Genomic DNA, 26,327 nt, shown 5'->3' with positions numbered 1-26,327 from the left:
TGACGGGCAATCCCGATACTCACGACTACACAGTAAGGAACAATAAGATGAACAAACAACTCGACGGTAAAATTGCGCTGGTCACTGGTGGTACAAGCGGCATTGGTCTGGCAACGGCACAGGTGCTGGCGGCTCAGGGGGCGCAGGTATTTATTACCGGGCGTCGCCAGGCTGAGCTGGACGCGGCGGTGGATGCCATCGGCGCGGCGGCAACCGGCATTCGCGCCGATGCCTCTAAGCTGGCGGAACTGGACGCGGTCTATGCCCAGATAGCTAAACAGGCCGGACGGCTGGACATTCTGTTTGCCAACGCCGGGGGCGGCGATATGCAGCCGCTGGGGGCCATTAGCGAAGAGCATTTTGACCGTATCTTTGGCACGAACGTGCGTGGCATGGTGTTCACGGTGCAGAAAGCGCTGCCGCTGCTGGTCGATGGCGCATCGATCATTTTAACCGGATCGACCACCTCAGTTAAGGGTACCGCCAGCTTCAGCGTCTATAGCGCCAGCAAGGCTGCGGTGCGCAACTTTGCGCGCTCGTGGGCGCTGGATCTGAAAGATCGTGGCATTCGTGTCAACGTGGTCAGCCCTGGCCCGGTTCGTACGCCTGGTCTCGGCGATCTGGTGCCGGATGAGCATCGCCAGGGGCTGTTTGATGCCCTCGCCGCACAGGTGCCGCTGGGTCGCCTGGGCGAGCCGGAGGAGATTGGTAAAGTGGTGGCGTTTCTCGGCTCTGATGCGGCCAGCTTTATCAACGGCGCGGAGCTGTTTGTTGATGGCGGTATGGCGCAGATCTAAAGAGAGCGCGTCTCTTACTCCGATCAATGTAAAACTACTTCAGAACCTGGCGAGAGCTATCCGCGCGGTCTACGGTTAAGTGACACTACAAGACAATACAGCGGGTAACCTTGCAATGGTGAGTGGCAGTAAAGCGATCGTTTCGCCCCATCGCGAAATAGAAGTAATGAGACAATCCATTGATGAGCACCTGGCTGGCCTGTTATCTCAAACCGACAGCCAGGATGTCGTCAGCCTTGCGATGCGCGAAGGTGTCCTGGCGCCGGGCAAACGGATCCGTCCGCTGCTGATGCTGCTGGCCGCCCGCGATCTGCGCTATCAGGGCAGTATGTCCACGCTACTCGATCTCGCCTGTGCCGTTGAATTAACCCATACCGCGTCGCTGATGCTCGACGATATGCCCTGCATGGATAACGCCGAGCTGCGTCGTGGTCAGCCTACCACCCACAAAAAATTTGGCGAGAGCGTGGCTATCCTCGCCTCCGTTGGGCTGCTCTCCAAAGCCTTTGGCCTGATCGCCGCCACCGGCGATCTGCCGGGGGAGAGGCGCGCCCAGGCGGTCAACGAGCTTTCTGCTGCCGTCGGCGTGCAGGGCCTGGTGCTGGGACAGTTTCGCGATCTTAACGATGCTGATCTGGACCGTACCCCTGATGCCATCCTCAGCACCAACCACCTGAAAACCGGTATTCTGTTTAGCGCGATGCTACAGATCGTCGCCATCGCCGCTGCGTCGCCTGAGAGCACGCGGCAGACGCTGCACGCCTTCGCTCTCGATTTCGGCCAGGCCTTCCAGCTGCTGGACGATCTGCGTGACGACCATCCGGCAACGGGTAAAGATCGCAACAAGGACGCGGGAAAATCGACGCTGGTGAACCGGCTGGGCGCGGACGCGGCCCGGCAAAAGCTACGCGAGCATATTGATTCCGCCGACAGACACCTCACCTTTGCCTGTCCGCAGGGCGGGGCCATCCGACAGTTTATGCATCTGTGGCTTGGTCATCACCTTGCCGACTGGTCACCGGTCATGAAAATCGCCTGATACCGCCCTTCGGTTCAAGCCGCACTCAACTATGGAACCACATTACAGGAGTAGTAATGAATGAAGGACGAGCGCCTTGTTCAGCGTAAAAACGATCATCTGGATATCGTCCTCGACCCCCGTCGCGCCGTAACCCAGGCCAGCGCAGGCTTTGAACGCTGGCGCTTTACCCATTGCGCCCTGCCGGAGCTGGATTTTAACGACATCACGCTGGAAACTACCTTTCTCAACCGTCAGTTACAGGCCCCGCTGCTGATCAGCTCGATGACCGGCGGCGTTGAGCGCTCACGCCATATTAACCGTCACCTTGCTGAGGCAGCGCAGGCGCTGAAGATTGCGATGGGGGTTGGCTCCCAGCGCGTCGCCATTGAGAGCGACGCCGGACTTGGGCTGGATAAAACCCTGCGTCAGCTGGCCCCGGACGTGCCGCTGCTGGCGAACCTTGGCGCGGCACAGCTGACGGGCCGGAAAGGTCTCGACTACGCCCGCCGCGCCGTGGAGATGATTGAGGCGGATGCCCTGATTGTGCACCTCAACCCGCTGCAGGAGGCGCTACAGCCCGGCGGCGATCGCGACTGGCGCGGACGGCTGGCGGCTATCGAAACCCTGGTCCGTGAACTGCCCGTTCCGCTGGTGGTGAAAGAGGTGGGAGCGGGGATCTCCCGCATGGTAGCCGGGCAGCTGGTGGATGTCGGCGTTGCCGTGATTGACGTGGCCGGCGCGGGCGGAACCAGCTGGGCTGCCGTCGAGGGCGAGCGGGCGGCGACCGAGCAGCAGCGCAGCGTAGCCAACGTCTTTGCCGACTGGGGGATCCCCACCGCTGAAGCGCTGGTTGAGATCGCTGATGCCTGGCCGCAGGTACCTCTTATTGCTTCCGGCGGCATTAAAAACGGCGTCGACGCGGCGAAAGCGCTGCGGCTCGGGGCCTGCATGGTGGGGCAGGCCGCCGCCGTGCTCGGCTGCGCGGGCATCTCTACGGAGAAGGTGATCGATCACTTCAACGTCATTATTGAACAGCTGCGGGTCGCCTGCTTCTGCACCGGCAGCAGCAGCCTCTACGATCTGAAGCAGGCAGATATCCGCTATTTGCGGGATGCGCCATGAGCCATTTTGCCATCGTAGCACCGCCGCTCTACAGTCACGCGGTGGCGCTGCATGCCCTGGCGCTGGAGCTGGCCCGGCGCGGTCACCGGATCACCTTTCTTACCGGAAACGTCGCCTCGCTGGCAGAGCAGGAAACGGAGCGGGTGACGTTCTATCCGCTTCCCGCCAGCGTGCAACAGGCCCAGCGCAGCGTACAGCAGCAGAGCAACGGCAACCTGCTGCGGCTGATCGCGGCCATGTCATCCCTGACCGATGTGCTCTGCCGACAGCTGCCTGCTATTCTGCAGCGGCTGGCGGTGGACGCGCTGATTGTCGATGAGATGGAGCCTGCCGGAAGCCTGGTCGCCGAGGCGCTGGGGCTGCCGTTTATCTCTATCGCCTGTGCGCTGCCGGTCAACCGCGAGCCGGGCCTACCGCTGCCGGTGATGCCGTTTCACTACGCTGAGGATAAGAAAGCCCTGCGGCGTTTTCAGGTCAGCGAACGTATCTACGATGCGCTGATGTACCCGCACGGGCAGACGATCCTGCGCCACAGTCAGCGCTTTGGTCTGGCAGAGCGCAGGCGTCTCGACGAGTGCCTCTCGCCGCTGGCGCAGATCAGCCAGTCCGTTCCACTTCTCGACTTCCCGCGTCGGGCACTGCCGGACTGTTTCCACTACGTCGGGGCGCTGCGTTACCAGCCGCCGCCGCAGGTAGAGCGCCCGCCGCGCAGCACGCCGCGGATCTTCGCCTCGCTGGGAACCCTGCAAGGGCACCGTCTACGCCTGTTCCGGAAAATCGCCCGGGCCTGTGCCAGCGTGGGGGCAGAGGTGACCATTGCCCACTGCGATGGTTTGACCCAGGCCCAGGCCGACTCGCTCTACGCTTGCGGCGCTACCGATGTGGCCAGCTTTGTCGATCAGCCGCGCTATATAGCTGAGGCAAATCTGGTGATCACCCACGGCGGTCTCAATACCGTGCTGGATGCGCTGGCTGCCGCTACGCCGGTGCTGGCCGTACCGCTAACCTTCGACCAGCCCGCCGTGGCTGCCCGGTTGGTCTTTAACGGATTAGGGCGTCGGGTGTCACGCTTCGCCAGGCAGCAGACGCTGGCGGATGAGATTACCCAGCTGCTGGACGACGAGACCCTTCATCAACGTCTGGCGACGGCCCGCCAGCAGCTTAACGACGCCGGAGGCACTCTGCGTGCGGCGACCTTAATTGAACAGGCCATGACAGGGAGCAAAAGCGTATCGTGAGGGATCTGATTTTAGTCGGCGGCGGGCTGGCCAACGGGTTGATTGCCTGGCGTCTGCGCCAGCGCTACCCGCAGCTCAACGTACTGCTGATCGAGGCTGGGGATCAGGTTGGCGGGAACCACACCTGGTCATTCCACGAGGACGATCTCACCCCCGAACAGCACGCCTGGCTGGCTCCGCTGGTGGCTCACGCCTGGCCAGGCTATGAAGTGCAGTTTCCCCATCTCAGCCGTCGCCTCGCGCGCGGCTACTACTCCATTACGTCAGAGAGCTTTGCCGAGGCCCTGCATCAGGCGCTGGGGGAGAACATCTGGCGTAGCTGTACGGTGAGCGAGGTCTTACCCAACAGCGTGCGTCTTGCCAGCGGCGAGGCGCTGCTTGCCGGGGCGGTTATTGATGGTCGCGGCGTGACTGCCAATCCGGCGATGCAGACCGGCTACCAGCTCTTTCTCGGTCAACAGTGGCGGCTGAGCCAGCCCCACGGCCTGACCGTACCGATCCTGATGGACGCCACGGTAGAGCAGCAGCAGGGCTACCGCTTTGTCTATACCCTGCCGCTCTCCGCCGATACGCTGCTGATCGAGGACACGCGCTACGCCAACGCCCCGCAGCTCGATAGCGATACCCTGCGCCAGACCATTACCGACTATGCTCACAGCAAGGGGTGGTCGCTGGCTCAGCTTGAGCGCGAGGAGTCCGGCTGTCTGCCGATTACCCTGGCGGGCGACATTCAGGCGCTGTGGGCCGATGGGGCGGGCGTACCGCGCTCGGGGATGCGGGCGGGGCTGTTCCACCCCACCACCGGCTACTCGCTGCCGCTGGCGGTCGTTCTGGCCGACGAGATCGCCGACAGCCCGCGTCTGGGCAGCGTCCCGCTCTATCAGCTCACCCGAAAGTTTGCCGAACGCCACTGGCGCAGGCAGGGATTTTTCCGCCTGCTAAACCGGATGCTTTTTCTGGCGGGACGCGAGGAGAACCGCTGGCGGGTAATGCAGCGCTTTTACGGGCTGCCGGAGCCGACCGTAGGCCGCTTTTACGCCGGTCGGCTCTCTCTATTCGATAAGGCCCGCATTTTGACGGGCAAGCCGCCGGTTCCGCTGGGGGAGGCCTGGCGGGCGGCGCTGAACCATTTCCCTGACAGGCGAGAAAAAGGATGAAGAAAACCGTTGTGATTGGCGCAGGCTTTGGTGGCCTGGCGCTGGCGATCCGCCTGCAGGCGGCAGGGATCCCAACCGTGCTGCTGGAGCAGCGGGACAAGCCCGGCGGTCGCGCCTACGTCTGGCATGACGAGGGCTTTACCTTTGATGCCGGGCCGACGGTGATCACCGATCCCACCGCGCTCGAGGCGCTGTTTACCCTGGCCGGCAGGCGGATGGAGGATTATGTCAGGCTGCTGCCGGTGAAGCCCTTCTATCGGCTCTGCTGGGAGTCCGGAAAAACCCTGGACTACGCTAACGACAGCGCCGAGCTTGAGGCGCAGATTAGTCAGTTTAACGCCCGCGATGTCGAAGGCTACCGGCGCTTCCTGGCTTACTCTCAGGCGGTGTTCCAGGAGGGCTATCTGCGGCTGGGCAGCGTGCCGTTTCTCTCGTTTCGCGACATGCTGCGCGCCGGGCCGCAGCTGCTTAAGCTTCAGGCGTGGCAGAGCGTCTACCAGTCGGTCTCGCGCTTTATTGAGGATGAGCATCTGCGGCAGGCCTTCTCTTTCCACTCCTTGCTGGTGGGCGGCAACCCCTTTACCACCTCGTCCATCTATACCCTGATCCATGCCCTTGAGCGGGAGTGGGGCGTCTGGTTCCCCGAGGGCGGAACCGGGGCACTGGTCAACGGCATGGTGAAGCTGTTTACCGATCTCGGCGGAGAGATAGCGCTGAATGCCCGAGTTGAAGAGCTGATGGTTACCGATAACCGCGTGAGCCAGGTGCGGCTGGCGGATGGCCGCACCTTTGATGCCGATGCAGTAGCCTCAAACGCTGACGTGGTGAATACCTATAAAAAGCTGCTCGGCCACCATCCGGTGGGGCAGAAGCGGGCGGCAGCGCTGGAGCGCAAGAGCATGAGCAACTCGCTGTTTGTGCTCTACTTCGGTCTGAACCAGCCCCATCCGCAGCTGGCGCACCATACCATCTGCTTCGGCCCGCGCTACCGGGAGCTTATCGACGACATCTTTACCGGCAGCGCGCTGGCGGATGACTTCTCCCTCTACCTGCACTCGCCCTGTGTGACCGATCCCTCGCTCGCCCCTCCCGGCTGCGCCAGCTTCTACGTGCTGGCCCCGGTACCGCATCTCGGCAACGCGCCGCTGGACTGGGCGCAGGAGGGACCGAAGCTACGCGACCGCATCTTTGACTATCTTGAAGAGCGTTACATGCCCGGCCTGCGTAGCCAGCTGGTGACCCAGCGTATCTTTACCCCGGCGGATTTCCATGACACCCTGGATGCGCACTTAGGCTCGGCCTTCTCCATCGAGCCGCTGCTCACCCAAAGCGCCTGGTTCCGGCCACATAACCGCGACAGCGATATCGCTAACCTCTACCTGGTCGGCGCAGGCACCCATCCTGGAGCGGGTATTCCTGGCGTGGTGGCCTCGGCGAAGGCCACCGCCAGCCTGATGATTGAGGATCTGCAATGAGCCAACCGCCGCTGCTTGACCATGCCACGCAGACCATGGCCAACGGTTCGAAGAGCTTTGCCACCGCCGCGAAGCTGTTTGATCCCGCCACTCGGCGTAGCGTGCTGATGCTCTACACCTGGTGCCGCCACTGCGATGATGTTATCGATGACCAGACCCACGGCTTTGCCAGCGAGGCCGCGGCAGAAGAGGAGGCAACGCAGCGCCTGGCCCGGCTGCGCAAGCTGACCCTGGCGGCGTTTGAGGGGGCGGAGATGCAGGATCCCGCCTTTGCCGCCTTTCAGGAGGTGGCGCTGACCCACGGCATTACGCCGCGCATGGCGCTCGATCACCTCGACGGCTTTGCGATGGACGTGGCCCAGACTCGCTATGGCACCTTTGAGGATACGTTGCGCTACTGCTATCACGTGGCGGGCGTGGTGGGCCTGATGATGGCCAGGGTGATGGGCGTGCGAGACGAGCGGGTGCTGGATCGCGCCTGCGATCTGGGCCTGGCCTTCCAGCTGACAAATATTGCCCGCGATATCGTTGACGATGCGGCTATTGACCGCTGTTATCTGCCCGCCGAGTGGCTGCACGATGCCGGACTGACGCAGGAGAACTATGCCGCACGGGAGAACCGGGCGGCGCTGGCGCGGGTGGCGGAGCGGCTTATTGATGCCGCCGAGCCGTACTACATCTCCTCGCTGGCCGGGCTGCACGATCTGCCCCCGCGCTGCGCCTGGGCGATCGCCACCGCCCGCAGCGTCTACCGGGAGATCGGTATCAAGGTAAAAGCGGCGGGAGGCAGCGCCTGGGATCGCCGCCAGCACACCAGCAAAGGTGAAAAAATCGCCATGCTGATGGCCGCCCCGGGCCAGGTTATTCGTGCGAAGATGACGAAGGTGACGCCGCGTCCGGCCGCTCTTTGGCAGCGTCCCGTTTAGGCGGACGGCCATGACGCTTGCGCAGGATCGCCTGTAGGTCGGCAGGCTTACGGGCGTAAATAAAGCCGAAGGAGACGCAGCCCTCCCGTCCGCGCACCGCATGGTGCAGGCGGTGGGCGACGTAGAGCCGCTTCAGATAGCCCCGGCGCGGGATCCAGTGGAAGGGCCAGCGCTGGTGCACCAGGCCATCGTGCACCAGGAAGTAGAGCAGGCCGTAGATCGTCATGCCGCAGCCAATCCACTGCAGGGGCCAGATCCCCGCCGTGCCTGCGGCGATCAGCGCGATAGCCACCCCGGCGAAGACCACCGCAAAGAGATCGTTCAGCTCAAACACCCCCTTGCGCGGAGTGTGGTGCGACTCATGCCAGCGCCATCCCCAGCCGTGCATAATGTAGCGGTGGGTGAATGCGGCGATGCCCTCCATCGCAATAACGCTCAAGATGACGATCAGACTATTTACTAGCATAGCGGTGCGCGCTCCTGCGACTCAGACTGGCTTAATCAAAACCCTTAGCCTCTAAGCATAGTCGCAATCGCTGGGCGCGCGTCGGTATCAGGCCAAAGCCTGCTTGAGGTCTGCCAGCAGATCCTTCTCATCTTCAATGCCCACCGACAGGCGGATCAGCTGCGGCGTAATGCCGTTCGCCAGGCGCTGCGCCAGCGGGATCGAGGCGTGGGTCATGCTGAACGGCTGGCTCACCAGACTTTCAACGCCGCCCAGGCTCTCGGCGAGGGTAAACAGCTTCAGTTTACCGATCACCTCAGCCGCGCGCTGGTCGTCGCCTTTGATCACGATAGAGATCATGCCCCCCGGCAGGGCCATCTGCTGGCGCGCCAGGGCATACTGCGGATGTGACGTCAGCCATGGGAACCACACCTTTTCCACCTGCGGCTGCTGCTCAAGCCAGCGAGCCAGCGCCAGGGCGTTGCTGCTGTGGCGCTCGATGCGCAGGGCGAGGGTGCGGATGCCGCGCAGGGTCAGGAAGCTGCTGAACGGATCGAGCACGCCGCCTACCGCGTTTTGCAGGTAGCCAAGCTTCTCCGCCAGCGCTGGGCGATCGCCCACCACCGCCAGCCCGGCCACCACGTCGGAGTGGCCGTTAAGGTATTTAGTAGCCGAGTGCACAACGATATCAAAGCCCAGCGTCAGCGGACGGTGGATCAGGGGTGAGGCGAAGGTGTTATCCGCCACGCTAATGATGTTATGACGGCGGGCGATGTCGGCGATAGCCGCCAGGTCCGCCAGCTTAAGCAGCGGGTTGGTGGGCGTCTCCACCCAGATCATCCGCGTATCCGGGCGGATGGCCGCCTCCAGACCGGCAAGATCGTCCGGCTTTACCCAGCTCACCTGTAGACCGGTGCTACGGCGGCGCACGTTTTCAATGAGACGATAAGTACCGCCGTAGACGTCGTCGATGGCGACGATATGGCTATCTTTATCCAGCAGCTCCAGCACGGTAGAGATCGCCGCCAGGCCGGAGGCGAAGGCGTAGCCGCGCGTGCCGCCTTCCAGCTCGGCGATGGCGCTCTCCAGGGGATGGCGCGTCGGGTTGCCGCTGCGGGAGTATTCGTAGCCGGTGTGCTGCCCTGGCGCAGGCTGGGCAAAGGTCGAGGTGGCATAGATAGGCGGCATTACCGCCCCGTGCTGGTCGTTAAACGCTCCGCTATGTACGCTGAGGGTGGCCAGAGCGCTAACAGGCGCAGCGGGCGCGGGTTGGTCATCATCCTGCAAGCCCTGCTGTTGCAGCCACTCATCGTTAAACATGCGGGAGAGGTACTTGTTGCCGCTGTCGCAGGCGAAGGTCACCACCCGCCTGGGCGTCGTCTGGGCCTGGCAGTAGCGGAGCGCGGCGGCCAGCAGCGTGCCGGTGGAGGAGCCAGCCAGCACGCCTTCCGTCTGTAAGAGCTGGCGGGCAGTGGCAAACGCCTCCGCATCTGATACCCGGTACGCCTGACGAACGTTTTCCAGATGGGCGAGGGGAGGGATAAAATCTTCCCCAATCCCCTCAACTCGCCAGGAGCCCGCCTCGCCGTGCTGCCCGGTTTCAACCTGATCTGCCAGAATCGAGCCGACGGGATCGGCCAGCACAAATTCAGTATGCGGAGAGTGTTTGGCAAACCACGCCTGTAGCCCTCCCAACGTGCCGCCGGAGCCAACGCCCACGACTATGGCGTCAATCCTGCCCGCCAGCTGGTCGAACAGCTCCGGCGCGGTGGTGGTGGCGTGCGCCAGCGGGTTAGCCGGGTTGGAGAACTGATCGATGTAGTAGGCTCCCGGCGTCTCTTTCGCCAGGCGACGGGCGTAGTCCTGATAGTACTCCGGGTGGCCTTTAGTCACGTCGGAGCGGGTGAGCCGCACCTCCACGCCCAGCGCGCGCAGATGGTAAATCTTCTCCTGGCTCATCTTATCCGGTACCACCAGCACCAGCTTATAGCCCTTCTGGGCGGCTATCAGCGCCAGTCCCAGACCGGTATTGCCTGCGGTGGCTTCAATAATAGTGCCACCGAGAGTCAGCAGGCCCCGGCGCTCGGCCTCGTTGATCATCGATAGCGCCACCCGGTCCTTTATCGAGCCGCCGGGATTCTGATTCTCCAGCTTAAGAAAAAGCTCGCACGGGCCGGTATCCAGTTTGTGTAGCTGGAGGATCGGCGTCTGACCAATGAGGTCGGTAATGGAGTGGAATACGGACATGTTTTGTCACCTGTTATGAAATGCGATAGCAGGAGGATAGGGTGGTTAAAAACAGCTTTTAAAGAATGATTCTCTGCTAAATAGAACGAAATGGCATATCTGTGCTGTTTAGCCGTCAGGATGGAAAGCCATCTGGATGTGACGCCGGATGGCGCTGCGCTTATCCGGCCTACAAAACAAAGGCTTAGAGCCTACCCCTGCTATCGCAGACCGTAAACCAGTGCTAATCTTATGCGCTTTTTCGATAACGGTTGCTGAATTAATCCTATAGACGGCAGGTCACGGTATGAGCCGCTTAGATCTGCACGTTATATCTTATTCATTTTTTGTTATTTCAAAGATAATAACGCCTGTTTATCATCATTCAGACATCCATACTGCTAAACCGCCATAACGGATACACCAACGAAATGATCGTCCTGAGGAATATCTCTAAGATTTTTGACCACGGAAAGGTACCTATTACCGCCGTGGATAATGTGAACTTGACGGTTGAGCAGGGGCAAATTTACGGCATTATCGGCTACAGCGGCGCGGGGAAAAGTACCCTGATCCGCCTGCTCAATGGCCTGGAGAAGCCCACCGAGGGTAGCGTGACCATCAACGGTCAGGATATCTCCGCCGCGCGCGGTGAGAGCCTGCGCCAGGCGCGGCTGAAGATCAGCATGGTCTTCCAGCACTTTAACCTGCTCTGGTCGCGTACGGTAAATGAGAACATTGCCTTCTCGATGCAGATCGCGGGCGTACCGAAAGCAAAAATCACCGCCCGGGTAGCGGAGTTGGTCGAGCTGGTCGGTCTGACCGGACGTGAAAACGCCTACCCGTCCCAGCTGAGCGGTGGGCAGAAGCAGCGCGTCGGCATCGCCCGTGCGCTGGCTAACAGCCCTGACGTGCTGCTGTGCGACGAGGCGACCTCGGCGCTGGACCCGCAGACTACCGATCAGATCCTCGATCTGCTGCTGGATATCAACCGCCGCTTCAAGCTGACCATCGTGCTGATCACTCATGAGATGCATGTGGTGCGTAAGATTTGCGACCGCGTGGCGGTGATGGAGAACGGCAAAGTGGTGGAAGAGGGTGACGTACTGGATGTCTTTACCCGTCCGCAGCAGCCGATCACTCGCCAGTTTGTGCGCCAGGTAAGCCAGTATGCGGAAGAAGAGACCTTTAATCCGGAGCTGGCTAACGATCTGGCTGGCAGCGTCATCAAGCTGACCTTTACCGGCCACAGCACGCACAAGCCGATCGTGGGGGAACTGACCCTGCGCTACGGTCTGCCGTTCAATATTCTGCATGGCAAAATGACCCAGACGGCGCACGGCGTTTTTGGACAACTTTGGGTGCACGTCGTAGCAACCCAGGAACAACTAGGCAATATCCTCGCAGATCTGCAGAAAAGCGATATTGACGGCGAGGTGATCAAACATGGTTGAGAATTTATTCCCGCATCTGCGCCTGGACCAGCTCTGGTCCGCCACGCAGGAGACACTCTATATGACGGCGCTCTCTGGCGTCGCGACCTTTGTGCTGGGGATCCTGCTCGGGCTGGCGCTGTTTTTAACCGCGAAGGGCGGACTGTTCCAGAACAAGCCGCTCTACAGCGTGATCTCCATCGTGGTGAACGTGTTTCGCTCGATCCCGTTCATTATTCTGATCGTGCTGCTGATCCCCTTCACCAAGACCATTGTCGGCACCATTTTAGGAGCCAACGCCGCGCTGCCAGCGCTGATTGTCGGCGCTGCGCCGTTCTATGCCCGCCTGGTAGAGATTGCGCTGCGCGAAGTGGATAAAGGCGTTATTGAAGCTACGCGCTCCATGGGTGCGCGCCTCAGTACGCTCGTGTTTCGGGTGCTGTTGCCTGAATCGTCGCCTGCGTTAGTGTCAGGCATCACCGTTACGCTGATCGCTCTGGTGAGCTACAGCGCAATGGCTGGTGTGATCGGCGCGGGCGGTTTAGGAAATCTTGCTTATCTGGAAGGATTCCAGCGTAACCACAACGACGTCACGCTGGTGGCGACGGTGACCATTCTGATCATCGTCTTCATCATCCAGTTCTGCGGCGACGTGATTACTTCTTTGTTAGATAAACGCTAAACACAACAACAATTTGGGAACCAACATCATGAAAAAGACACTGACACTGATTGCCGCAGCAACCCTCAGCGCCCTGAGCTTCGCCTCCTGGGCTGATACCCTGACCGTTGGCGCATCTAACGTGCCGCACGCGGAGATCCTCGAGCAGGCTAAACCTATCCTCGCAAAACAGGGGATCGATCTCGAGATCAAACCGTTCCAGGACTACATCCTGCCGAACACCGCGCTGGCCAGCCGTGACATCGACGCGAACTACTTCCAGCACATTCCGTATCTGAATAGCGTGCTGAAAGATCACGAAGGCGACAAAACTTATGACTTCGTCAGCGCAGGCGCGATCCATATCGAGCCGATCGGTATCTACTCCAAGAAATACAAATCGCTGAAGGATCTGCCGCAGGGCGGCAAAGTGATCATGCGTGATGCCGTGGCAGAAGAGGGCCGTATCCTCTCTATCTTCGAGAAAGAGGGCGTGATCAAGCTGAAGCCGGGCGTGAATAAAGTTAACGCGCGCATCAGCGATATCGTTGAGAACCCGAAAAAGCTGGAGTTCCTGCCGAACGTAGAAGGCTCCCTGCTGCCGCAGATGTATAACAACGACGAAGGCGATGCGGTGGTGATCAACGCTAACTACGCGATTGATGCCGGTCTGGACCCGGTGAAAGATCCGATTGCGGTAGAGAGCGGTGAGAACAACCCGTACGCCAACATCATCACCGTCCACCGTGGCGACGAGAAGAAGAAAGACGTCGTCGCGCTGGTGAACGTGCTGCACTCCAAAGAGATTCAGGAGTGGATCCGTACCAAGTACAAAGGCGCAGTGATCCCAGTTAACAACTGAGTTTGATCTGTTGTCTGTCTGCAAGGCCCGCCTAAGAGCGGGCTTTTTTACGTCAGAATTAATGCTTAAGAAAAGTATTATACGAATATAATAAAATCACGCATGTAACTATTTGTTAGCTAACTCAACAATGCACTGATAAATAAGAACTTTGACTTATTATAAAATATTTGTAATTGTGACGTTAATAGCGGTCTGCTGTGATCTGCGTCGTTATTTATAGTCCAAAAAGCCTCTCTTTGTTGATATTCATCACGTCTTCACTTTCCTAATTTTTTGAAACAGTCAATTACGATCCCGATCACTAAAATAAAGTTATTTAAAAAATAAAATGCAATTCCATAAAAACGGAACATCATTTTAATTTTTGAGGGTGGCTATGTTGAAGAATACTCTGATCCTTGCGTCTCTTATCGGTGCCTCTTTTGCTGCGCAGGCGGTGACTGTCGATCTGCGTCACGAATATATTGATAACGGCACCAACGCCGATCGCGTGGCGGTCTCTCACCGTTTTGATAACGGCCTGGGTTTTGGCGTCGAAGCAAAATGGAAATCTGGCGGTGATAACGCCGATCAACCATTAACCGAAATCGTTGGCAACGGTCACGAAGAATCCTTGAACTGGCGCTGGAAAGCGACAGATAATTTTGCTCTTAACCCGGGCATTAATATTGAAAGTAAAGATACCTTCTCTATCTATAAACCTTATCTGCATGCGCAGTATAGCTTTGACAGCGGTGTCTATATCGCTGGTCGCTACCGCTATGAGTACACCCGCAACCCGGACTCTAACGTGGTTGATAACAAAGTAAATAAATTCGATGCCTGGGTAGGCTGGGCGATGGGCGACTGGCGCACCGAGCTGAACTACGTCTACGCGAAAAGTACCGAAGACGTTATTCGTGAAAATAACAAAACCTATTCTAACGAATATAACGTTAAGCTCGCTTATAAATGGGATAAAAACTGGGCCCCGTATGGCGAAGTGGGTAACGTCGGCGTGCGAAATACCGACGAGCGCCAGACGCGTTTCCGTGTCGGCGTAGCATATACCTTCTAAAAGAACCCTCATGAGAAGACCCCGGAGCAGTTGGCTGGGGTTTTTTCTTTATATAAATAGAGAGAGAAGGAAATAGAGTTGTGAGTGAAATAATACAGATAAAAAAAGGCCCTCCATACGGAGGGCAAGGCCAGTTACTAAACACACTCAATTATGCTTGTAGCCATTCACGCTGCTCGGGAAGCCGGGCAATATAGAGCGCAGGCTTACCGTCTTTGTCGGAGCTAAACAGAACCGCACTGTCATCCGGCGTAAATGACGGATGCGGATGGGTCACCTGGCGGCTATTTGCCACCGTTGCCCAGGAGGTATCGTGACGCGCTGCGCGGTAGTAGCGCTTCTCCGCCACGTCGAACACGTAGATATAGGGATCGTTATCGATGCTGTAGCCGTCGGCATCGTTGACGTCAACCGGCGAGCCTGAGCCGTCACCTACCAGCAGGGTGCCGTCAAAGTTACTCATCAGATGTGAGCAGGCTGGCATCGCCATGATCGCCTCGTTCACCCCGGTGGTCGGATCAAAACGATAGACGGTGCGGCCCTGCTGCCCCTTCAGGTAGGAGACGTAGACCAGCGCCGAGCCGTTTGGCACCCAAAATTCATGGGTGCAGCTTTCACCCTCGGCATGGGACTTCACTTTACGGATGTTGCTGCCGTCCTCATTCACCAGCCACATACGCGCATCCACCAGATCGTGCGGGCCTTCATGGCAGAAGGCAACGGTGTTGTCGTCAAACGGACGGTAGATCGGGTGGCCCAGCCAGAGCTTCTCTTCATGAATGGTGGCGCTTTCGCCGGTCTGCAAATCGACGCGCAGCAGGCGGCAGCGGGGACCTTTCAGGAAGAAGTCGTGGAAAATTTTCCAGTCATTGAGCGGCGTCCAGTCGCTTTTGGCAATTTCGATGCCGACCAGCTTGGTGCAGTCGCTATTCGCTACCCAGGTACCGTAGCCAACCCACTCTTCCGGCACGCGGTAGACTTCACGCTCGGCCAGGGTTTTAAGGTTCACTTCCCGCAGGGTGCGATCGTTTTTAACGTAATAGAGCGCGCTATCATCCGGCGAAAGGAAGCCGCCAAAAGTATTATCGCCAGCGCCTTCGGTCAGCTGCACCGCTTCGGCCTGCTCAATGTTCAGCAGATAGTAGTTCCAGTGGCCATCGAATTCGCCTGCGAAGAGCAGGTGGCTGCCATCGTTAAAGAAGCATTTCTGATAGAAGTAGTTGCGATGACAGGTGACTTCGGGAGGCGTTAAGCGGATCACTTCCGCACCCGTGTCCGGATCGCGGCTGACTTCATAGTTAAGCTTAACCCGCATACCTTTCGCCATACTTATCTCCTTGTTAAGAGGGCCTGTCACGATGTTTCGGCTAGCGTAATGACCCGAATGGATTATGAGTTTAAAAACTAGGTGTTAAATTATCAAAACATCGTTTCAGTATGTGTGATTGGTCACGCACTTTATAAGAAAAAAGTCGTGAGGATATCGTGAGCGGGTATGAGGAGAAGAGATGTCTTTGATTTGTGACAAGAAAATCCAACCAGGCAGCTGAAACTTAAAGATTTTATAACTCATTGTTAATAAATAATTTTTTATCATTATCTTCAGTTGATGCGGGTCGCCTGCATAATGTCAACGCTGAACAATCGTGATCCTAATTCCAATTTTCAAATGAAATAGCAGAAAAAATGAAACAATGTTTTATTTGCAATTGAAAACGCGTTTTAGCCGGGATAATATGGCCGCCATACTACAAAACGGAACAGCGTTTCGACGCGCCGTTATGTGACGTTCAGTCAAAAACGATTTTGGAGGTAAATGTGGAAGTCAGACAAAGCATCCACAGCGCACATGCTAAGACGCTGGACACCCAGGGGCTGCGCGACGAGTTTTTAGTTGAGCAGGTATTCGAGGCGGACGCTTACACCATGGTGTACAGCCATATCGACCGCATTATCGTTGGCGGTATCATGCCAGTGGCAAAAACCGTCGCCGTCGGCAGCGAAGTGGGCAAGCAGCTGGGCGTCAGCTACTTCCTCGAGCGCCGCGAGCTGGGCACCATCAACATTGGTGGTCCGGGTACCATCACCGTTGACGGCCAGTGCTACGAAATCGGCCATCGCGATGCGCTCTACGTCGGCAAAGGGGCGAAAGAGGTCGTGTTTGCCAGCATCGATCCGGCAAAACCGGCCAAGTTCTACTACAACTGCGCCCCGGCGCATACCGCTTACCCCACCAAAAAGGTCACTCCGGCGGATGTCGCGCCGGTGACCCTTGGCGATCCGCTGACCAGCAACCGCCGCACCATTAACAAATACTTCGTGCCGGACGTGCTGGAAACCTGCCAGCTGAGCATGGGCCTGACCGAGCTGGAGCCGGGCAACCTGTGGAACACCATGCCGTGCCATACCCATGAGCGCCGGATGGAGGTCTACTTCTACTTCAATATGGATGAGGACGCCTGCGTGTTCCATATGATGGGGCAGCCGCAAGAGACGCGCCACATCATTATGCATAACGAACAGGCGGTGATCTCACCCAGCTGGTCCATTCACTCTGGCGTCGGTACCCGCGCTTACACCTTCATCTGGGGGATGGTAGGCGAAAACCAGGTCTTTGATGATATGGACCACGTTGCCGTTAAGGATCTGCGCTAAGTCGCGGAGAGCAAAGCAAACCCTGCCTGGCGAACAGGCGCAGATAGATTAAGGAACCACTATGATTCTGAATGCATTTTCTCTTGAAGGTAAAGTTGCGGTTGTCTCTGGCTGTGACACCGGCCTGGGTCAGGGCATGGCCCTGGGTCTGGCGGAAGCGGGTTGCGACATCGTCGGAATTAACATCGTTGAGCCGACCGAGACCATTGAGCGCGTCACCGCCCTGGGTCGTCGCTTCCTGAGCCTGACCGCTGACCTGCGTCAGATCGACGGCATCCCTGCGCTGCTGGAGCGCGCGGTGAGCGAGTTCGGCCATATCGACGTGCTGGTGAACAACGCGGGTCTGATCCGTCGTGAAGACGCGATCAACTTCAGCGAAAAAGACTGGGACGACGTGATGGATCTCAACATCAAGAGCGTGTTCTTTATGTCCCAGGCTGCGGCGAAGCACTTTATCGCCCAGGGCAACGGCGGCAAAATCATCAACATCGCCTCCATGCTCTCTTTCCAGGGTGGCATCCGCGTACCGTCCTATACCGCCTCTAAAAGCGGCGTGATGGGCATCACCCGCCTGATGGCGAACGAGTGGGCGAAGCACAACATCAACGTGAACGCCATCGCTCCGGGCTACATGGCAACGAACAACACCCAGCAGCTGCGGGCTGACGAGCAGCGCAGCGCTGAGATCCTCGACCGCATCCCGGCGGGCCGCTGGGGTCTGCCGAGCGATCTGATGGGGCCGGTGGTGTTCCTGGCCTCCAGCGCCTCTGACTACATCAACGGCTACACCGTAGCGGTAGACGGCGGCTGGCTGGCGCGTTAATTACGTCTGGCCTTGAAAAGTGTCGGGTGGCGCTGCGCTTACCCGACCTACACAATCCTGCCACGCGGCGGGATTTTTTATCGCCGTAAATCAGATAAATCCATATGCTCAATAACGAAATATCCATATCAAAATGCCAAATAAAGGCGCTTCTCTGCTTATTTATTAGCTAAAACATGATATTAAAATAATTTGATAATATTAAATATGGTTATGAAAGTGGAATATCCATCACATAAACTATATGCATAGCAATATTATCCATATCTATGACCGTTAACCCCTGACACCTTTCGCCATCCCTCTCTTACTTTCAATAGACGATTTACTACTTCAGGCAACAAAAGATGAGTTTACTGAGTCATAACGCACCGTCATTGCCGCGCGCGTTGCAGGATACGCGGCGCATGAATCTTTTTGTCTCTGTTTCCGCCGCCGTAGCCGGTCTGCTGTTTGGTCTGGATATCGGCGTGATCGCCGGGGCGCTCCCCTTTATTACCGACCACTTTACGTTGACCAGCCGCCAGCAGGAGTGGGTGGTGAGCAGCATGATGTTGGGGGCGGCCATCGGGGCGCTGTTTAACGGCTGGCTCTCGTTTCGTCTGGGGCGTAAATACAGCCTGATGGTGGGAGCGATCCTGTTCGTGGCTGGCTCCCTCGGGTCGGCCTTCGCCATCAACGTTGAGGTGCTGATCTTCTCGAGGGTGATCCTCGGCGTCGCAGTCGGCATCGCCTCCTATACCGCGCCGCTCTACCTCTCCGAGATGGCGAGCGAGAACGTGCGCGGCAAAATGATCAGCATGTACCAGCTGATGGTCACGCTGGGGATCGTGATGGCCTTTCTCTCCGACACGGCGCTGAGCTACTCCGGTAACTGGCGCGCGATGCTGGGCGTGCTGGCCTTGCCGGCGCTGGTCCTGATTGCGCTGGTCATCTTCCTGCCGAACAGCCCGCGCTGGCTGGCAGAGAAGGGACGACATATTGAGGCGGAGGAGGTGCTACGCATGCTGCGCGATACCTCCGAGAAGGCGCGGGAAGAGCTGAACGAGATCCGCGAAAGCCTGAAGCATAAGCAGGGCGGGTGGGGGCTGTTCAAAGCCAACCCAAACGTGCGTCGGGCGGTGTTTCTTGGCATGCTGCTGCAGGCGATGCAGCAGTTTACCGGCATGAACATCATCATGTACTACGCCCCGCGTATCTTTAAGATGGCCGGGTTTACCACCACCGAACAGCAGATGCTGGCCACCCTGGTGGTCGGCCTGACCTTTATGTTCGCCACCTTTATCGCCATCTTTATGGTGGATAAAGCCGGACGTAAGCCCGCGCTGAAGATCGGTTTTAGCGTCATGGCCTTTGGCACGCTGGTGCTGGGCTACTGCCTGATGCAGTTCGATAACGGCACCGCCTCCAGCGGTCTCTCCTGGCTCTCTGTCGGCATGACCATGATCTGTATCGCCGGATACGCCATGAGCGCCGCGCCGGTGGTGTGGATCCTCTGCTCGGAGATCCAGCCCCTGAAGTGTCGCGACTTCGGCATTACCTGCTCGACCACCACTAACTGGGTGTCAAATATGATTATCGGCGCGACCTTCCTGACGCTGCTTGATGCTATCGGGGCGGCGGGAACCTTCTGGCTCTATACCGCGCTGAATATTGCCTTTGTGGGCATTACCTTCTGGCTGATCCCGGAGACGAAGAACGTCACCCTTGAACATATCGAGCGTAAGCTGATGGCGGGAGAGAAGTTAAGAAATATTGGGGTGTAAACCGTAGGCCGGGTAAGCGGAGCGCCACCCGGCACACCTGTAAAACCTAGCGCATTGCGCGTTTCAGGATACGTTCAGCCTGGCGCTGGAAGTCAGCCGCAGTCTCTGCCACGGTTTTCTGGCCGTAGTCGATGTACTGCAGGGAAGTCCCAAACTGGGCCACTACCTGCGGGTCGTCAAAGTAGGGTGATACCGTCAGCTTCGCCGGCAGGGACTGCGCCAGGCGCAGGCCTGCAACCGACGGATCTTCCTCTTTGATGGTGCCGTTCGCGGTCAGGGTCTCAACTGCCGCCTTGCTCAGCGGTACGCCGCGCTCGAGACCCAGCGTCTCGGCTCCCTCTTTGCTGTTCAGCAGGAAGTTAATCAGCTGCGCCGCCTCTTTCGGATGCTTGGTGGATTTACCAATCGACAGCATCTGGGCTGGTTTAAAGAACAGGCCCGCGTCGGTTGCGCCCGGCAGCATCGGATAGCTGCCCAGCTCCAGCTTCGCCGGTGGCTTCAGGTTGTCGGAGTATTTGGTGATGGTGGAGTTCCACATGTAGGTACCGCCCCATTCACCCTCAATCCACGGCTTCATCTCATACATGTTGCTCTTACCAAACGACGCGTAGTATTTGGTATCCGGCATTACGTGGTTGTCGACCAGATCCTTATAGGTCTGGAAAAACTCCACCCACTGCTCTTTGCTGTAGGCGAATTTTTTCGTCTTCTCATCTACCGCCGGAATGTTGTACTTCTGGATCATGTACGAGTTCAGCAGCGCCAGGGTGTCCTGGTGCTCCAGCACCACCGGGTAGTACTGCTTGCCCAGCTTGCTTTCAAAGGTTTTGCCTGCGGCTTTCAGCTCATCCCAGGTTTTTGGATACGCAACACCCGCTTTTTTCCAGGTCTCATTGTTGAAGTAGAAGACGCGTGCGGTCACGGAGATCGGGATCCCGTTCAGCTTGCCGTTGACGGTGGTCGACTGCAGCTCTTTCGGATCGAACTGGCTCAGATCGATCACATCCTTCACCTGGTTGAGGTCGTAAAAACCGTCACCGTTTTTAGAGAAGATCGGCAGCCAGTTCCAGTTGGTCTGCATCACGTCAGGCTCTGTGCCGCCGGCGATCTGCGTCGTCAGGCGGGAGAGGTGGCCGTCCCAGCCGGTGTATTCTGATTTTACGTTAATGTCCGGATGCTGCTTGTGGAACTCCTCGATCGCCTTCAGCGTCACCTGATGGCGGCCGTTGCCCCCCCACCAGGACATACGCAGGTCGACGTTATCCGCCGCCTGTGAAGGAAGGGCGCTCAGGCCTAATGTGGCGGAGATTGCTGCGCTTAAAAGCACTTTTTTCATTTTTATACTCCAGTTAGAGAGAGATGTTCTGTTCAGTTTTCGCGTCAAAGATATGACACTTATCCATGTCAAAATTAAACCAGACCTTACGGTTAAGGCCTTTTTCAATCATCGGCTTAGCTTCATCGGACGGAACACGAGCGGTCAGCTCGTAGTCGCCCACTTTCAGATAGACAAAGAACTCATGGCCCATGTTTTCGGTGCGCACCATCTCACCGGTGCAGCCGCCCTCGACAAACGGCTCATCGGAGAGGGAGACGAATTCCGGGCGTACACCGAAGAACACCGACTGGTTCTGATACGCTGCCACCTTCTCCTGCTGGCGAGCGTTCAGCGGCAGGCTCTCGTCGCCAATGGTGATATGCAAGCGGCCCGCTTTATCAATCAGCTTGCCGGGCTTGATGTTCATCTCCGGTGCGCCAATGAAGCCCGCCACGAACATGTTTTTCGGGTAGTGGTAGAGGTTGTCCGGGGTATCCACCTGCATGATATGCCCCAGCTTCATTACGCAGATGCGATCGCCCATGGTCATCGCTTCGGTCTGGTCGTGGGTCACGTAGACGGTGGTGGCCGGTTTGCCAGAGCTTTTGAGCTGCTTATGCAGATCCGAAATACGGATGCGCATTGAGGCGCGCAGCTTGGCGTCGAGGTTAGAGAGCGGTTCGTCAAACAGGAACACGTCCGGCTTCTTCACAATCGCCCGGCCTACCGCGACACGCTGAGCCTGGCCGCCTGAGAGCTGGCGCGGCAGGCGCTCCAGCAACTCTTCCAGCTCAAGGATCTTCGCCGCTTCGTCCACGTACCTGTCGATCTGATCCTTTGGCATCTTGCTCAGCTTGAGGCCAAAGGCGAGGTTCTCGCGCACCGTCATGTGCGGGTAGAGGGCGTAGTTCTGGAATACCATCGCAATCCCGCGCTCTTTCGGCGCGAGGTTGTTCACAATTTTCTCGCCGATGCGCACTTCGCCGCCGCTGATGGTCTCCAGCCCGGCCAGCATGCGCAGGGTCGTGGACTTGGCGCAGCCGGACGGCCCGACAATCACCATAAACTCCCCGTCAGCGATCTTCAGGTCGATACCATGTACCGCTTTAAAGCCGTTGGAGTACACTTTTTCCAGCTTGTTGAAAATAACTTCAGCCATGATATTTCCCTCTTAACCTTTAATTCCGCTGCTGGTCACGCCCTGTACGAAGTAGCGTTGAGCCAGGAAGAAGACAATGATGGACGGCAGAATGGAGATACTCGCCATTGCCAGAATTTCGTTCCACGGCGCGCCTTCGGTCACGTCGATGGACATTTTCAGCGCCAGGGCAATCGGATACTTATCCACGCTGTAGACGTAGATCAGCGGACCGATAAAGTCGTTCATTGACCACATGAACTGGAACAGCGCCACCGAGATGATCGCCGGTTTCAGGATCGGCACGACCACGTACCAGAGCACCTGGGCAGAGTTACAGCCGTCGATCTGCGCCGCCTCTTCCATGTCACGCGGCACGCCGCGCAGGAACTGGATCAGCATGAAGACGAAGAAGCCCTGGGTGGCAAAGGCCAGCGGCAGATAGAGCGGCATATAGCTGTTGAGCATGCCCATCTCACGGAACATCAGGTACTGCGGGATCAGCAGCACGGTGCTTGGCAGCAGCATGGTGGTGATCAGCGTCGCGAACCAGAACTTCTTCCATGGGATCTCGAAGCGGGCAAAGCCGTAGGCCACGATGGTGGAGGAGATAATGGTCAGGATCACTTTCGGGATCACATACTTGAAGGTATTCAGCATGTAATGGCCGAAGTTATACTCGGTCCCGGTTTTCCAGCCGTTGATGAACCCGTCCCAAGTGGCGTTGGCTGGCCACAGGCTCAGGGTGGTGAAGATCTCATGGTTAGGCTTGAACGCCGCTGAGAACATCCACACCAGCGGATAGAGCATCAGCAGGCCAACGAACAGCAGGATCACGTAGCGGATGCTGGCGTTGATCTTCTCTTTACGCAAGGTACGCGCGACTTCCTGGTCAGCGATGCTTCTTGCTGTAGAAATTGGTTGAACGTCAGCCATTTTTGCCTCCCTTATCGGCGGAGTAGAAGACCCAGTATTTTGATGACTTAAAGGCAATGGAGGCGAAGACGGCCACCACCAGGAACAGTACCCACGCCAGCGCCGCGCCGTAGCCCATATCGAAATACTTAAAGGCGGTGTCGTAGATATAGAGCGAGAAGAGGTAGGTGTAGTAGGTCGGGCCGCCGCCGGTAATGACGTACGGGCCGGTAAACTCCTGGAACGCCTGAGTAGTCTGCATGATAAAGTTGAAGAAGATCACCGGCGTAATCAGCGGCACGGTCACCTTCATAAACATCTGCCACTTTGACGCGCCGTCGATCATCGCCGCCTCATACTGCGACTGCGGAACGTTTTGCAGCGCGGCGAGGAAGATCACCATCGCGGAACCAAACTGCCAGACGCGCAGCAGGGTCACGGACATCAGCGCCAGCGATGGCTCACCCAGCCAGTTCACCGGATCGAGGCCAAAAACGCCGATAAAGCTGTTCAGCAGGCCGTCGATAGCAAACAGCGCGCGCCACAGCACGGCGATGGCAACGGAGCTGCCCAGAATCGACGGAATGTAGTAGGCGGTACGGAAGAAGCCGATGCCGCGTAATTTAAAGTTAAGAACAAAGGCAATCCCCAGCGCGAAGGCGAGCTTCAGCGGGATAGTTAAAAATACGTAGGCAAAGGTGACGCCCATCGATTTCCAGAACAGGGAGTCCTCAGTCAGCATGTAACGGTAGTTTTCAATCCCGTTAAATACCGGCGGACTCATTAAGTCATACTCAGTAAAACTGAGGAAAAACGAGGAAACGAAGGGAAAGGCCGTAAAGACGATCAACCCGATGATATAGGGCGATATCCAGGCCAATCCCAGCAGTCTGTTTTCATTCATATATACCTGCCTGGGTGTATGATTGCTTTTTAAAACGGTGTTTTAATTTATCTTATTGCGATTTATTTCTGCGTCATTCGATTAATTATGGAAATGTGATCAAAGTCGAAACGACGTTTCAATAAGGTGAGCCAGGTGACATTTCCAGCGAGCACGCGCGGTAAGTGCCGGGATAAGTGAATGATTAACCCGCTAATGATTTGCTATAAATAAAAACGCCCTCGCGGCGGAGGGCATCGTTTTTGTAGGTCGGGTAAGGCGAGAGCCGCCACCCGGCATAGCGGTGTTTAATATGCTTTGAGGAAATCCTCACGTACCGGCGTAAAGGTATCGAGCAGAGTGCCCGCCTTTAAGCAGACGCAGCCGTGCACGATGTTCGGCTCTTTATAGAGGGTATCCCCGGCGCGAACGATATGTTTCTCATCGCCGATGGTAAATTCAAACTCGCCAGACAAAACATAGGTAAGCTGTTCATGAGGGTGGTTATGCAGCGGGCCAACCGCGCCTTCACTAAAATTCACCTCTACCGCCATCATTTTGCCTGCGTGGGCCAGAATGCGCCGGGTAACGCCGTTGCCCAGATCGTCGAGCTGGGTCTGCTGGTGGAAAGTAAACATGAGAGCGTCCTGTAATAAACGGGTTAAGAGTAAAACAATGTTTCATTAAATTTATATCAGCCAGCGTTAAAAAGAAACGCGACGCCTAATAAGTGGAAAGCCGATCACAAGTTTGTTTTCACGGGCGGATAACAGGGGAGAGAGGCAAGATGAAAACCATAGGACTGCTGGGCGGGATGAGCTGGGAATCGACCATTCCCTACTACCGTCTGATCAATGAGGGAATAAAAGCCCGGCTGGGCGGTCTGCACTCCGCCAGCCTGCTGCTGCACAGCGTCGATTTTCACGAGATTGAGGCCTGCCAGTCGAGCGGCGATTGGGATAAGGCCGGGGATATTCTTGCCAGCGCCGCTGCAGGCCTTGAAAGCGCCGGAGCCGAAGGGATCGTACTCTGCACCAACACCATGCATAAGGTCGCCGACCAGATTGAGGATCGCTGTAGCGTGCCGTTTTTGCATATCGCCGACGCTACCGCCCGGGCGATCCAGAAGCAAAACCTACAGCTGGTCGCCCTGCTGGGCACCCGCTATACCATGGAGCAGGATTTCTACCGCGGGCGGATGCGTGATGCCCACGGCATTGAGACCTGTGTCCCGGACGGGGAGGATCGCGCCAGGGTTAACCAGATCATCTTTGATGAACTATGCCGGGGCACCTTCAGTGAGCCGTCACGGGCGTACTTTATCGATCTGATTGCGCGCATGGCAAACCAGGGCGCGCAAGGCGTGATCTTTGGCTGCACCGAGATTGGCCTGCTGGTCTCCCAGGATCAAAGCCCGATCCCGGTATTTGATACCGCCGCGCTGCACGCCGCCGACGTTGTCGACTTTATGCTGGATTAACGCTCCGCCAGCACCGCCTCTAACGGCGCGATAATACGCGATACCGCCTGCTGTAAGTGAGCGGAGAAGGCATCCACCAGTGCCGAGGCGGGGCGGTGCAGGGGGCGGATCAGGCTGACGGTAAAAGGCACGGCAATGCTGAAGGGCCTGACTACCACGCCGCTGCTGGCGTAATCGAGGGCGGTAAGGGGATTGACCACCGACACGCCAACCCCGGCGCGGACCATTGCGCAGACGCTGGCGGCGCTGTGGGTCTCTACGACCATGCGGCGTTTTACCTGATGCTCAGTGAACAGGGCATCCAGCAGCTGGCGATAGCTGTCCGAGCGCGACAGGCTAATATAGTTCTCGCCCTGAAAATCCTGCGGGGTAAGCACCTCATGCTGCGCCAGCGGATGCCCGGCGGGCAGAACGCACACCTCGTTCAGGGTCAGGAGCGGCGTGCGCTCGGTCCCGGCGGGCGTGCTGAGGGTTTCGGTCAGGCCGAGATCGTGGCGCTGGGCAGAGAGCCACTCCTCCAGCAGCGGTGACTCCTGCGGCACCACGTTGAGGCTCACCTCCGGATAGCGGGCAAGAAAAGGCTGCAGCAGCAGGGGCAGAAACGACTGGGAAAAGACCGGCAGGCAGACGATAGACAGCTCCCCCTGACGGAACTCCCGCAGGCTTTCGGCGGCGCTGACGATGCGATCCAGCCCGTACCACGAGCGCTGTACCTCTTCAAACAGGCGCAGGCCCTGCACCGTAGGGTGCAGCCGCCCCCGCGAACGCTCAAACAGCGTCAGACCAATCACCTTTTCAAAGCGCGCCAGCTCCCGACTGACGGTGGGCTGCGAGGTATGCAGCAGGCGAGCAGCCTCGGTCAGGTTCCCGGCAGTCATCACGGCGTGAAAAATTTCGATATGGCGAAGGTTAACGGCGGGCATCGG

24 protein-coding genes and 1 pseudogene are annotated in these 26,327 nt (G+C 57.9%); 15 read left to right on the top strand and 10 right to left on the bottom strand.

The genetic code is table 11. The annotated features are described in order from the left end of the window. Positions 1-47 precede the first annotated feature (47 nt). From RTM13_RS15235 to crtB, 7 genes are all read left to right on the top strand, one after another. Complete coding sequence (locus RTM13_RS15235) at positions 48-797, top strand: SDR family oxidoreductase (protein ID WP_312212899.1); 750 nt, start codon at positions 48-50, stop codon at positions 795-797. A gap of 166 nt (positions 798-963) precedes the next feature. After that, positions 964-1,836, top strand: a complete 873-nt coding sequence (locus RTM13_RS15230) for a polyprenyl synthetase family protein (protein WP_312212897.1) — start codon at positions 964-966, stop codon at positions 1,834-1,836. A 60-nt stretch (positions 1,837-1,896) separates the two neighbouring features. After that, positions 1,897-2,940, top strand: coding sequence for a type 2 isopentenyl-diphosphate Delta-isomerase (gene fni / locus RTM13_RS15225; RefSeq protein WP_312212895.1), 1,044 nt, complete (start codon positions 1,897-1,899; stop codon positions 2,938-2,940). Continuing rightward, the gene (locus tag RTM13_RS15220) at positions 2,937-4,178 is read left to right on the top strand and encodes a glycosyltransferase (protein ID WP_312212893.1); all 1,242 of its coding nucleotides are present in this window, start codon (positions 2,937-2,939) and stop codon (positions 4,176-4,178) included. The genes fni and RTM13_RS15220 overlap by 4 nt, the downstream gene beginning before the upstream one ends. Continuing rightward, complete coding sequence (crtY, locus tag RTM13_RS15215) at positions 4,175-5,335, top strand: lycopene beta-cyclase CrtY (RefSeq protein WP_409456054.1); 1,161 nt, start codon at positions 4,175-4,177, stop codon at positions 5,333-5,335. The genes RTM13_RS15220 and crtY overlap by 4 nt, the downstream gene beginning before the upstream one ends. Next, the gene (locus RTM13_RS15210) at positions 5,332-6,810 is read left to right on the top strand and encodes a phytoene desaturase (RefSeq protein ID WP_312212891.1); all 1,479 of its coding nucleotides are present in this window, start codon (positions 5,332-5,334) and stop codon (positions 6,808-6,810) included. Before crtY ends, RTM13_RS15210 begins: the two co-directional genes overlap by 4 nt. Then, positions 6,807-7,736: a 15-cis-phytoene synthase CrtB gene (crtB, locus tag RTM13_RS15205; RefSeq protein ID WP_312212889.1), complete on the top strand. Its 930-nt coding sequence runs from the start codon at positions 6,807-6,809 to the stop codon at positions 7,734-7,736. The genes RTM13_RS15210 and crtB overlap by 4 nt, the downstream gene beginning before the upstream one ends. Here the strand turns inward: crtB and RTM13_RS15200 are convergent. The 3 genes and pseudogenes from RTM13_RS15200 to RTM13_RS15190 all read right to left on the bottom strand — a co-directional run. Next, the gene (locus tag RTM13_RS15200; RefSeq protein WP_312212887.1) at positions 7,672-8,202 is read right to left on the bottom strand and encodes a sterol desaturase family protein; all 531 of its coding nucleotides are present in this window, start codon (positions 8,200-8,202) and stop codon (positions 7,672-7,674) included. The two genes, crtB and RTM13_RS15200, sit on opposite strands and share 65 nt — an antisense overlap. Before the next feature lie 87 nt (positions 8,203-8,289). Then, a complete protein-coding gene (locus RTM13_RS15195) occupies positions 8,290-9,468 on the bottom strand; it encodes a PLP-dependent aspartate aminotransferase family protein (RefSeq protein ID WP_312213082.1) in 1,179 nt (392 codons plus the stop codon). Beyond that, positions 9,466-10,428: pseudogene (locus RTM13_RS15190) on the bottom strand (PLP-dependent cysteine synthase family protein); the annotation flags it as partial. The gene RTM13_RS15195 and the pseudogene RTM13_RS15190, both read right to left, overlap by 3 nt. 410 nt (positions 10,429-10,838) lie before the next feature. Here RTM13_RS15190 and RTM13_RS15185 point away from each other — a divergent pair. The 4 genes from RTM13_RS15185 to RTM13_RS15170 all read left to right on the top strand — a co-directional run bounded on the left by RTM13_RS15185 (position 10,839) and on the right by RTM13_RS15170 (position 14,423). Beyond that, positions 10,839-11,861 carry an ATP-binding cassette domain-containing protein gene (locus RTM13_RS15185; protein ID WP_312212885.1) on the top strand — a complete coding sequence of 341 codons (1,023 nt, stop codon included), beginning with the start codon at positions 10,839-10,841 and terminating at the stop codon, positions 11,859-11,861. Next, positions 11,854-12,522, top strand: coding sequence for a methionine ABC transporter permease (locus RTM13_RS15180; protein ID WP_103818366.1), 669 nt, complete (start codon positions 11,854-11,856; stop codon positions 12,520-12,522). The genes RTM13_RS15185 and RTM13_RS15180 overlap by 8 nt, the downstream gene beginning before the upstream one ends. A gap of 28 nt (positions 12,523-12,550) precedes the next feature. Next, complete coding sequence (locus RTM13_RS15175; RefSeq protein ID WP_222888758.1) at positions 12,551-13,363, top strand: MetQ/NlpA family ABC transporter substrate-binding protein; 813 nt, start codon at positions 12,551-12,553, stop codon at positions 13,361-13,363. Positions 13,364-13,742: 379 nt separating this feature from the next. After that, positions 13,743-14,423 (top strand): oligogalacturonate-specific porin KdgM family protein, encoded by a 681-nt coding sequence (locus tag RTM13_RS15170; RefSeq protein WP_312212882.1) that lies wholly within the window; start codon positions 13,743-13,745, stop codon positions 14,421-14,423. 151 nt (positions 14,424-14,574) lie between these two features. Here RTM13_RS15170 and RTM13_RS15165 read toward each other — a convergent pair whose 3' ends face one another. Then, positions 14,575-15,750, bottom strand: coding sequence for an oligogalacturonate lyase family protein (locus tag RTM13_RS15165; protein ID WP_312212880.1), 1,176 nt, complete (start codon positions 15,748-15,750; stop codon positions 14,575-14,577). 491 nt (positions 15,751-16,241) lie between these two features. Between RTM13_RS15165 and kduI the strand changes: the two genes are divergently transcribed. The 3 genes from kduI to RTM13_RS15150 all read left to right on the top strand — a co-directional run bounded on the left by kduI (position 16,242) and on the right by RTM13_RS15150 (position 19,667). Continuing rightward, positions 16,242-17,078, top strand: a complete 837-nt coding sequence (gene kduI / locus RTM13_RS15160; RefSeq protein ID WP_312212878.1) for a 5-dehydro-4-deoxy-D-glucuronate isomerase — start codon at positions 16,242-16,244, stop codon at positions 17,076-17,078. A gap of 61 nt (positions 17,079-17,139) precedes the next feature. Next, positions 17,140-17,901 (top strand): 2-dehydro-3-deoxy-D-gluconate 5-dehydrogenase KduD, encoded by a 762-nt coding sequence (gene kduD, locus RTM13_RS15155; protein WP_042387961.1) that lies wholly within the window; start codon positions 17,140-17,142, stop codon positions 17,899-17,901. Between the two features lie 347 nt (positions 17,902-18,248). Continuing rightward, entirely contained in the window at positions 18,249-19,667 is a 1,419-nt protein-coding gene (locus tag RTM13_RS15150) for a sugar porter family MFS transporter (protein WP_312212876.1), read from the top strand. A 46-nt stretch (positions 19,668-19,713) separates the two neighbouring features. Here the strand turns inward: RTM13_RS15150 and RTM13_RS15145 are convergent, their stop codons facing one another. The 5 genes from RTM13_RS15145 to RTM13_RS15125 form a co-directional block, all read right to left on the bottom strand. Then, complete coding sequence (locus RTM13_RS15145) at positions 19,714-21,003, bottom strand: ABC transporter substrate-binding protein (protein WP_312212874.1); 1,290 nt, start codon at positions 21,001-21,003, stop codon at positions 19,714-19,716. A 13-nt stretch (positions 21,004-21,016) separates the two neighbouring features. Continuing rightward, positions 21,017-22,144 carry an ABC transporter ATP-binding protein gene (locus RTM13_RS15140; RefSeq protein ID WP_312212872.1) on the bottom strand — a complete coding sequence of 376 codons (1,128 nt, stop codon included), beginning with the start codon at positions 22,142-22,144 and terminating at the stop codon, positions 21,017-21,019. Between the two features lie 12 nt (positions 22,145-22,156). Then, complete coding sequence (locus RTM13_RS15135) at positions 22,157-23,059, bottom strand: carbohydrate ABC transporter permease (protein WP_312212870.1); 903 nt, start codon at positions 23,057-23,059, stop codon at positions 22,157-22,159. Further along, a complete protein-coding gene (locus tag RTM13_RS15130) occupies positions 23,052-23,942 on the bottom strand; it encodes a carbohydrate ABC transporter permease (RefSeq protein ID WP_042387955.1) in 891 nt (296 codons plus the stop codon). Before RTM13_RS15130 ends, RTM13_RS15135 begins: the two co-directional genes overlap by 8 nt. A gap of 287 nt (positions 23,943-24,229) precedes the next feature. After that, positions 24,230-24,559: a cupin domain-containing protein gene (locus tag RTM13_RS15125; protein WP_312212868.1), complete on the bottom strand. Its 330-nt coding sequence runs from the start codon at positions 24,557-24,559 to the stop codon at positions 24,230-24,232. A 149-nt stretch (positions 24,560-24,708) separates the two neighbouring features. Between RTM13_RS15125 and RTM13_RS15120 the strand changes: the two genes are divergently transcribed. Then, positions 24,709-25,401, top strand: coding sequence for an aspartate/glutamate racemase (locus tag RTM13_RS15120; protein ID WP_312212866.1), 693 nt, complete (start codon positions 24,709-24,711; stop codon positions 25,399-25,401). Here the strand turns inward: RTM13_RS15120 and RTM13_RS15115 are convergent. Continuing rightward, the gene (locus tag RTM13_RS15115) at positions 25,398-26,324 is read right to left on the bottom strand and encodes a LysR family transcriptional regulator (protein WP_312212864.1); all 927 of its coding nucleotides are present in this window, start codon (positions 26,322-26,324) and stop codon (positions 25,398-25,400) included. The two genes, RTM13_RS15120 and RTM13_RS15115, sit on opposite strands and share 4 nt — an antisense overlap. Between the last annotated feature and the right edge of the window lie 3 nt (positions 26,325-26,327).

The sequence above is a fragment of the Pseudescherichia sp. genome (assembly GCF_031979925.1).
In the GTDB taxonomy this organism is placed as follows: Bacteria; Pseudomonadota; Gammaproteobacteria; order Enterobacterales; family Enterobacteriaceae; genus Pseudescherichia.
Note: the sequence above shows the minus strand (reverse complement) of the source record. Positions and strands in the feature narration are given on the sequence as shown.

Coding starts and splice junctions, on each gene's coding strand:
- RTM13_RS15170 (WP_312212882.1), top strand. CDS start 13,743: ATGTTGAAGAATACTCTGATCCTTGCGTCTCTTATCGGTGCCTCTTTT.
- RTM13_RS15230 (WP_312212897.1), top strand. CDS start 964: ATGAGACAATCCATTGATGAGCACCTGGCTGGCCTGTTATCTCAAACC.
- RTM13_RS15235 (WP_312212899.1), top strand. CDS start 48: ATGAACAAACAACTCGACGGTAAAATTGCGCTGGTCACTGGTGGTACA.
- RTM13_RS15145 (WP_312212874.1), bottom strand. CDS start 21,003: ATGAAAAAAGTGCTTTTAAGCGCAGCAATCTCCGCCACATTAGGCCTG.
- RTM13_RS15200 (WP_312212887.1), bottom strand. CDS start 8,202: ATGCTAGTAAATAGTCTGATCGTCATCTTGAGCGTTATTGCGATGGAG.
- RTM13_RS15180 (WP_103818366.1), top strand. CDS start 11,854: ATGGTTGAGAATTTATTCCCGCATCTGCGCCTGGACCAGCTCTGGTCC.
- RTM13_RS15135 (WP_312212870.1), bottom strand. CDS start 23,059: ATGGCTGACGTTCAACCAATTTCTACAGCAAGAAGCATCGCTGACCAG.
- fni (WP_312212895.1), top strand. CDS start 1,897: ATGAAGGACGAGCGCCTTGTTCAGCGTAAAAACGATCATCTGGATATC.
- RTM13_RS15210 (WP_312212891.1), top strand. CDS start 5,332: ATGAAGAAAACCGTTGTGATTGGCGCAGGCTTTGGTGGCCTGGCGCTG.
- RTM13_RS15165 (WP_312212880.1), bottom strand. CDS start 15,750: ATGGCGAAAGGTATGCGGGTTAAGCTTAACTATGAAGTCAGCCGCGAT.
- RTM13_RS15125 (WP_312212868.1), bottom strand. CDS start 24,559: ATGTTTACTTTCCACCAGCAGACCCAGCTCGACGATCTGGGCAACGGC.
- crtB (WP_312212889.1), top strand. CDS start 6,807: ATGAGCCAACCGCCGCTGCTTGACCATGCCACGCAGACCATGGCCAAC.
- RTM13_RS15150 (WP_312212876.1), top strand. CDS start 18,249: ATGAGTTTACTGAGTCATAACGCACCGTCATTGCCGCGCGCGTTGCAG.
- RTM13_RS15175 (WP_222888758.1), top strand. CDS start 12,551: ATGAAAAAGACACTGACACTGATTGCCGCAGCAACCCTCAGCGCCCTG.
- kduD (WP_042387961.1), top strand. CDS start 17,140: ATGATTCTGAATGCATTTTCTCTTGAAGGTAAAGTTGCGGTTGTCTCT.
- RTM13_RS15140 (WP_312212872.1), bottom strand. CDS start 22,144: ATGGCTGAAGTTATTTTCAACAAGCTGGAAAAAGTGTACTCCAACGGC.
- RTM13_RS15185 (WP_312212885.1), top strand. CDS start 10,839: ATGATCGTCCTGAGGAATATCTCTAAGATTTTTGACCACGGAAAGGTA.
- RTM13_RS15130 (WP_042387955.1), bottom strand. CDS start 23,942: ATGAATGAAAACAGACTGCTGGGATTGGCCTGGATATCGCCCTATATC.
- RTM13_RS15115 (WP_312212864.1), bottom strand. CDS start 26,324: ATGCCCGCCGTTAACCTTCGCCATATCGAAATTTTTCACGCCGTGATG.
- RTM13_RS15220 (WP_312212893.1), top strand. CDS start 2,937: ATGAGCCATTTTGCCATCGTAGCACCGCCGCTCTACAGTCACGCGGTG.
- RTM13_RS15120 (WP_312212866.1), top strand. CDS start 24,709: ATGAAAACCATAGGACTGCTGGGCGGGATGAGCTGGGAATCGACCATT.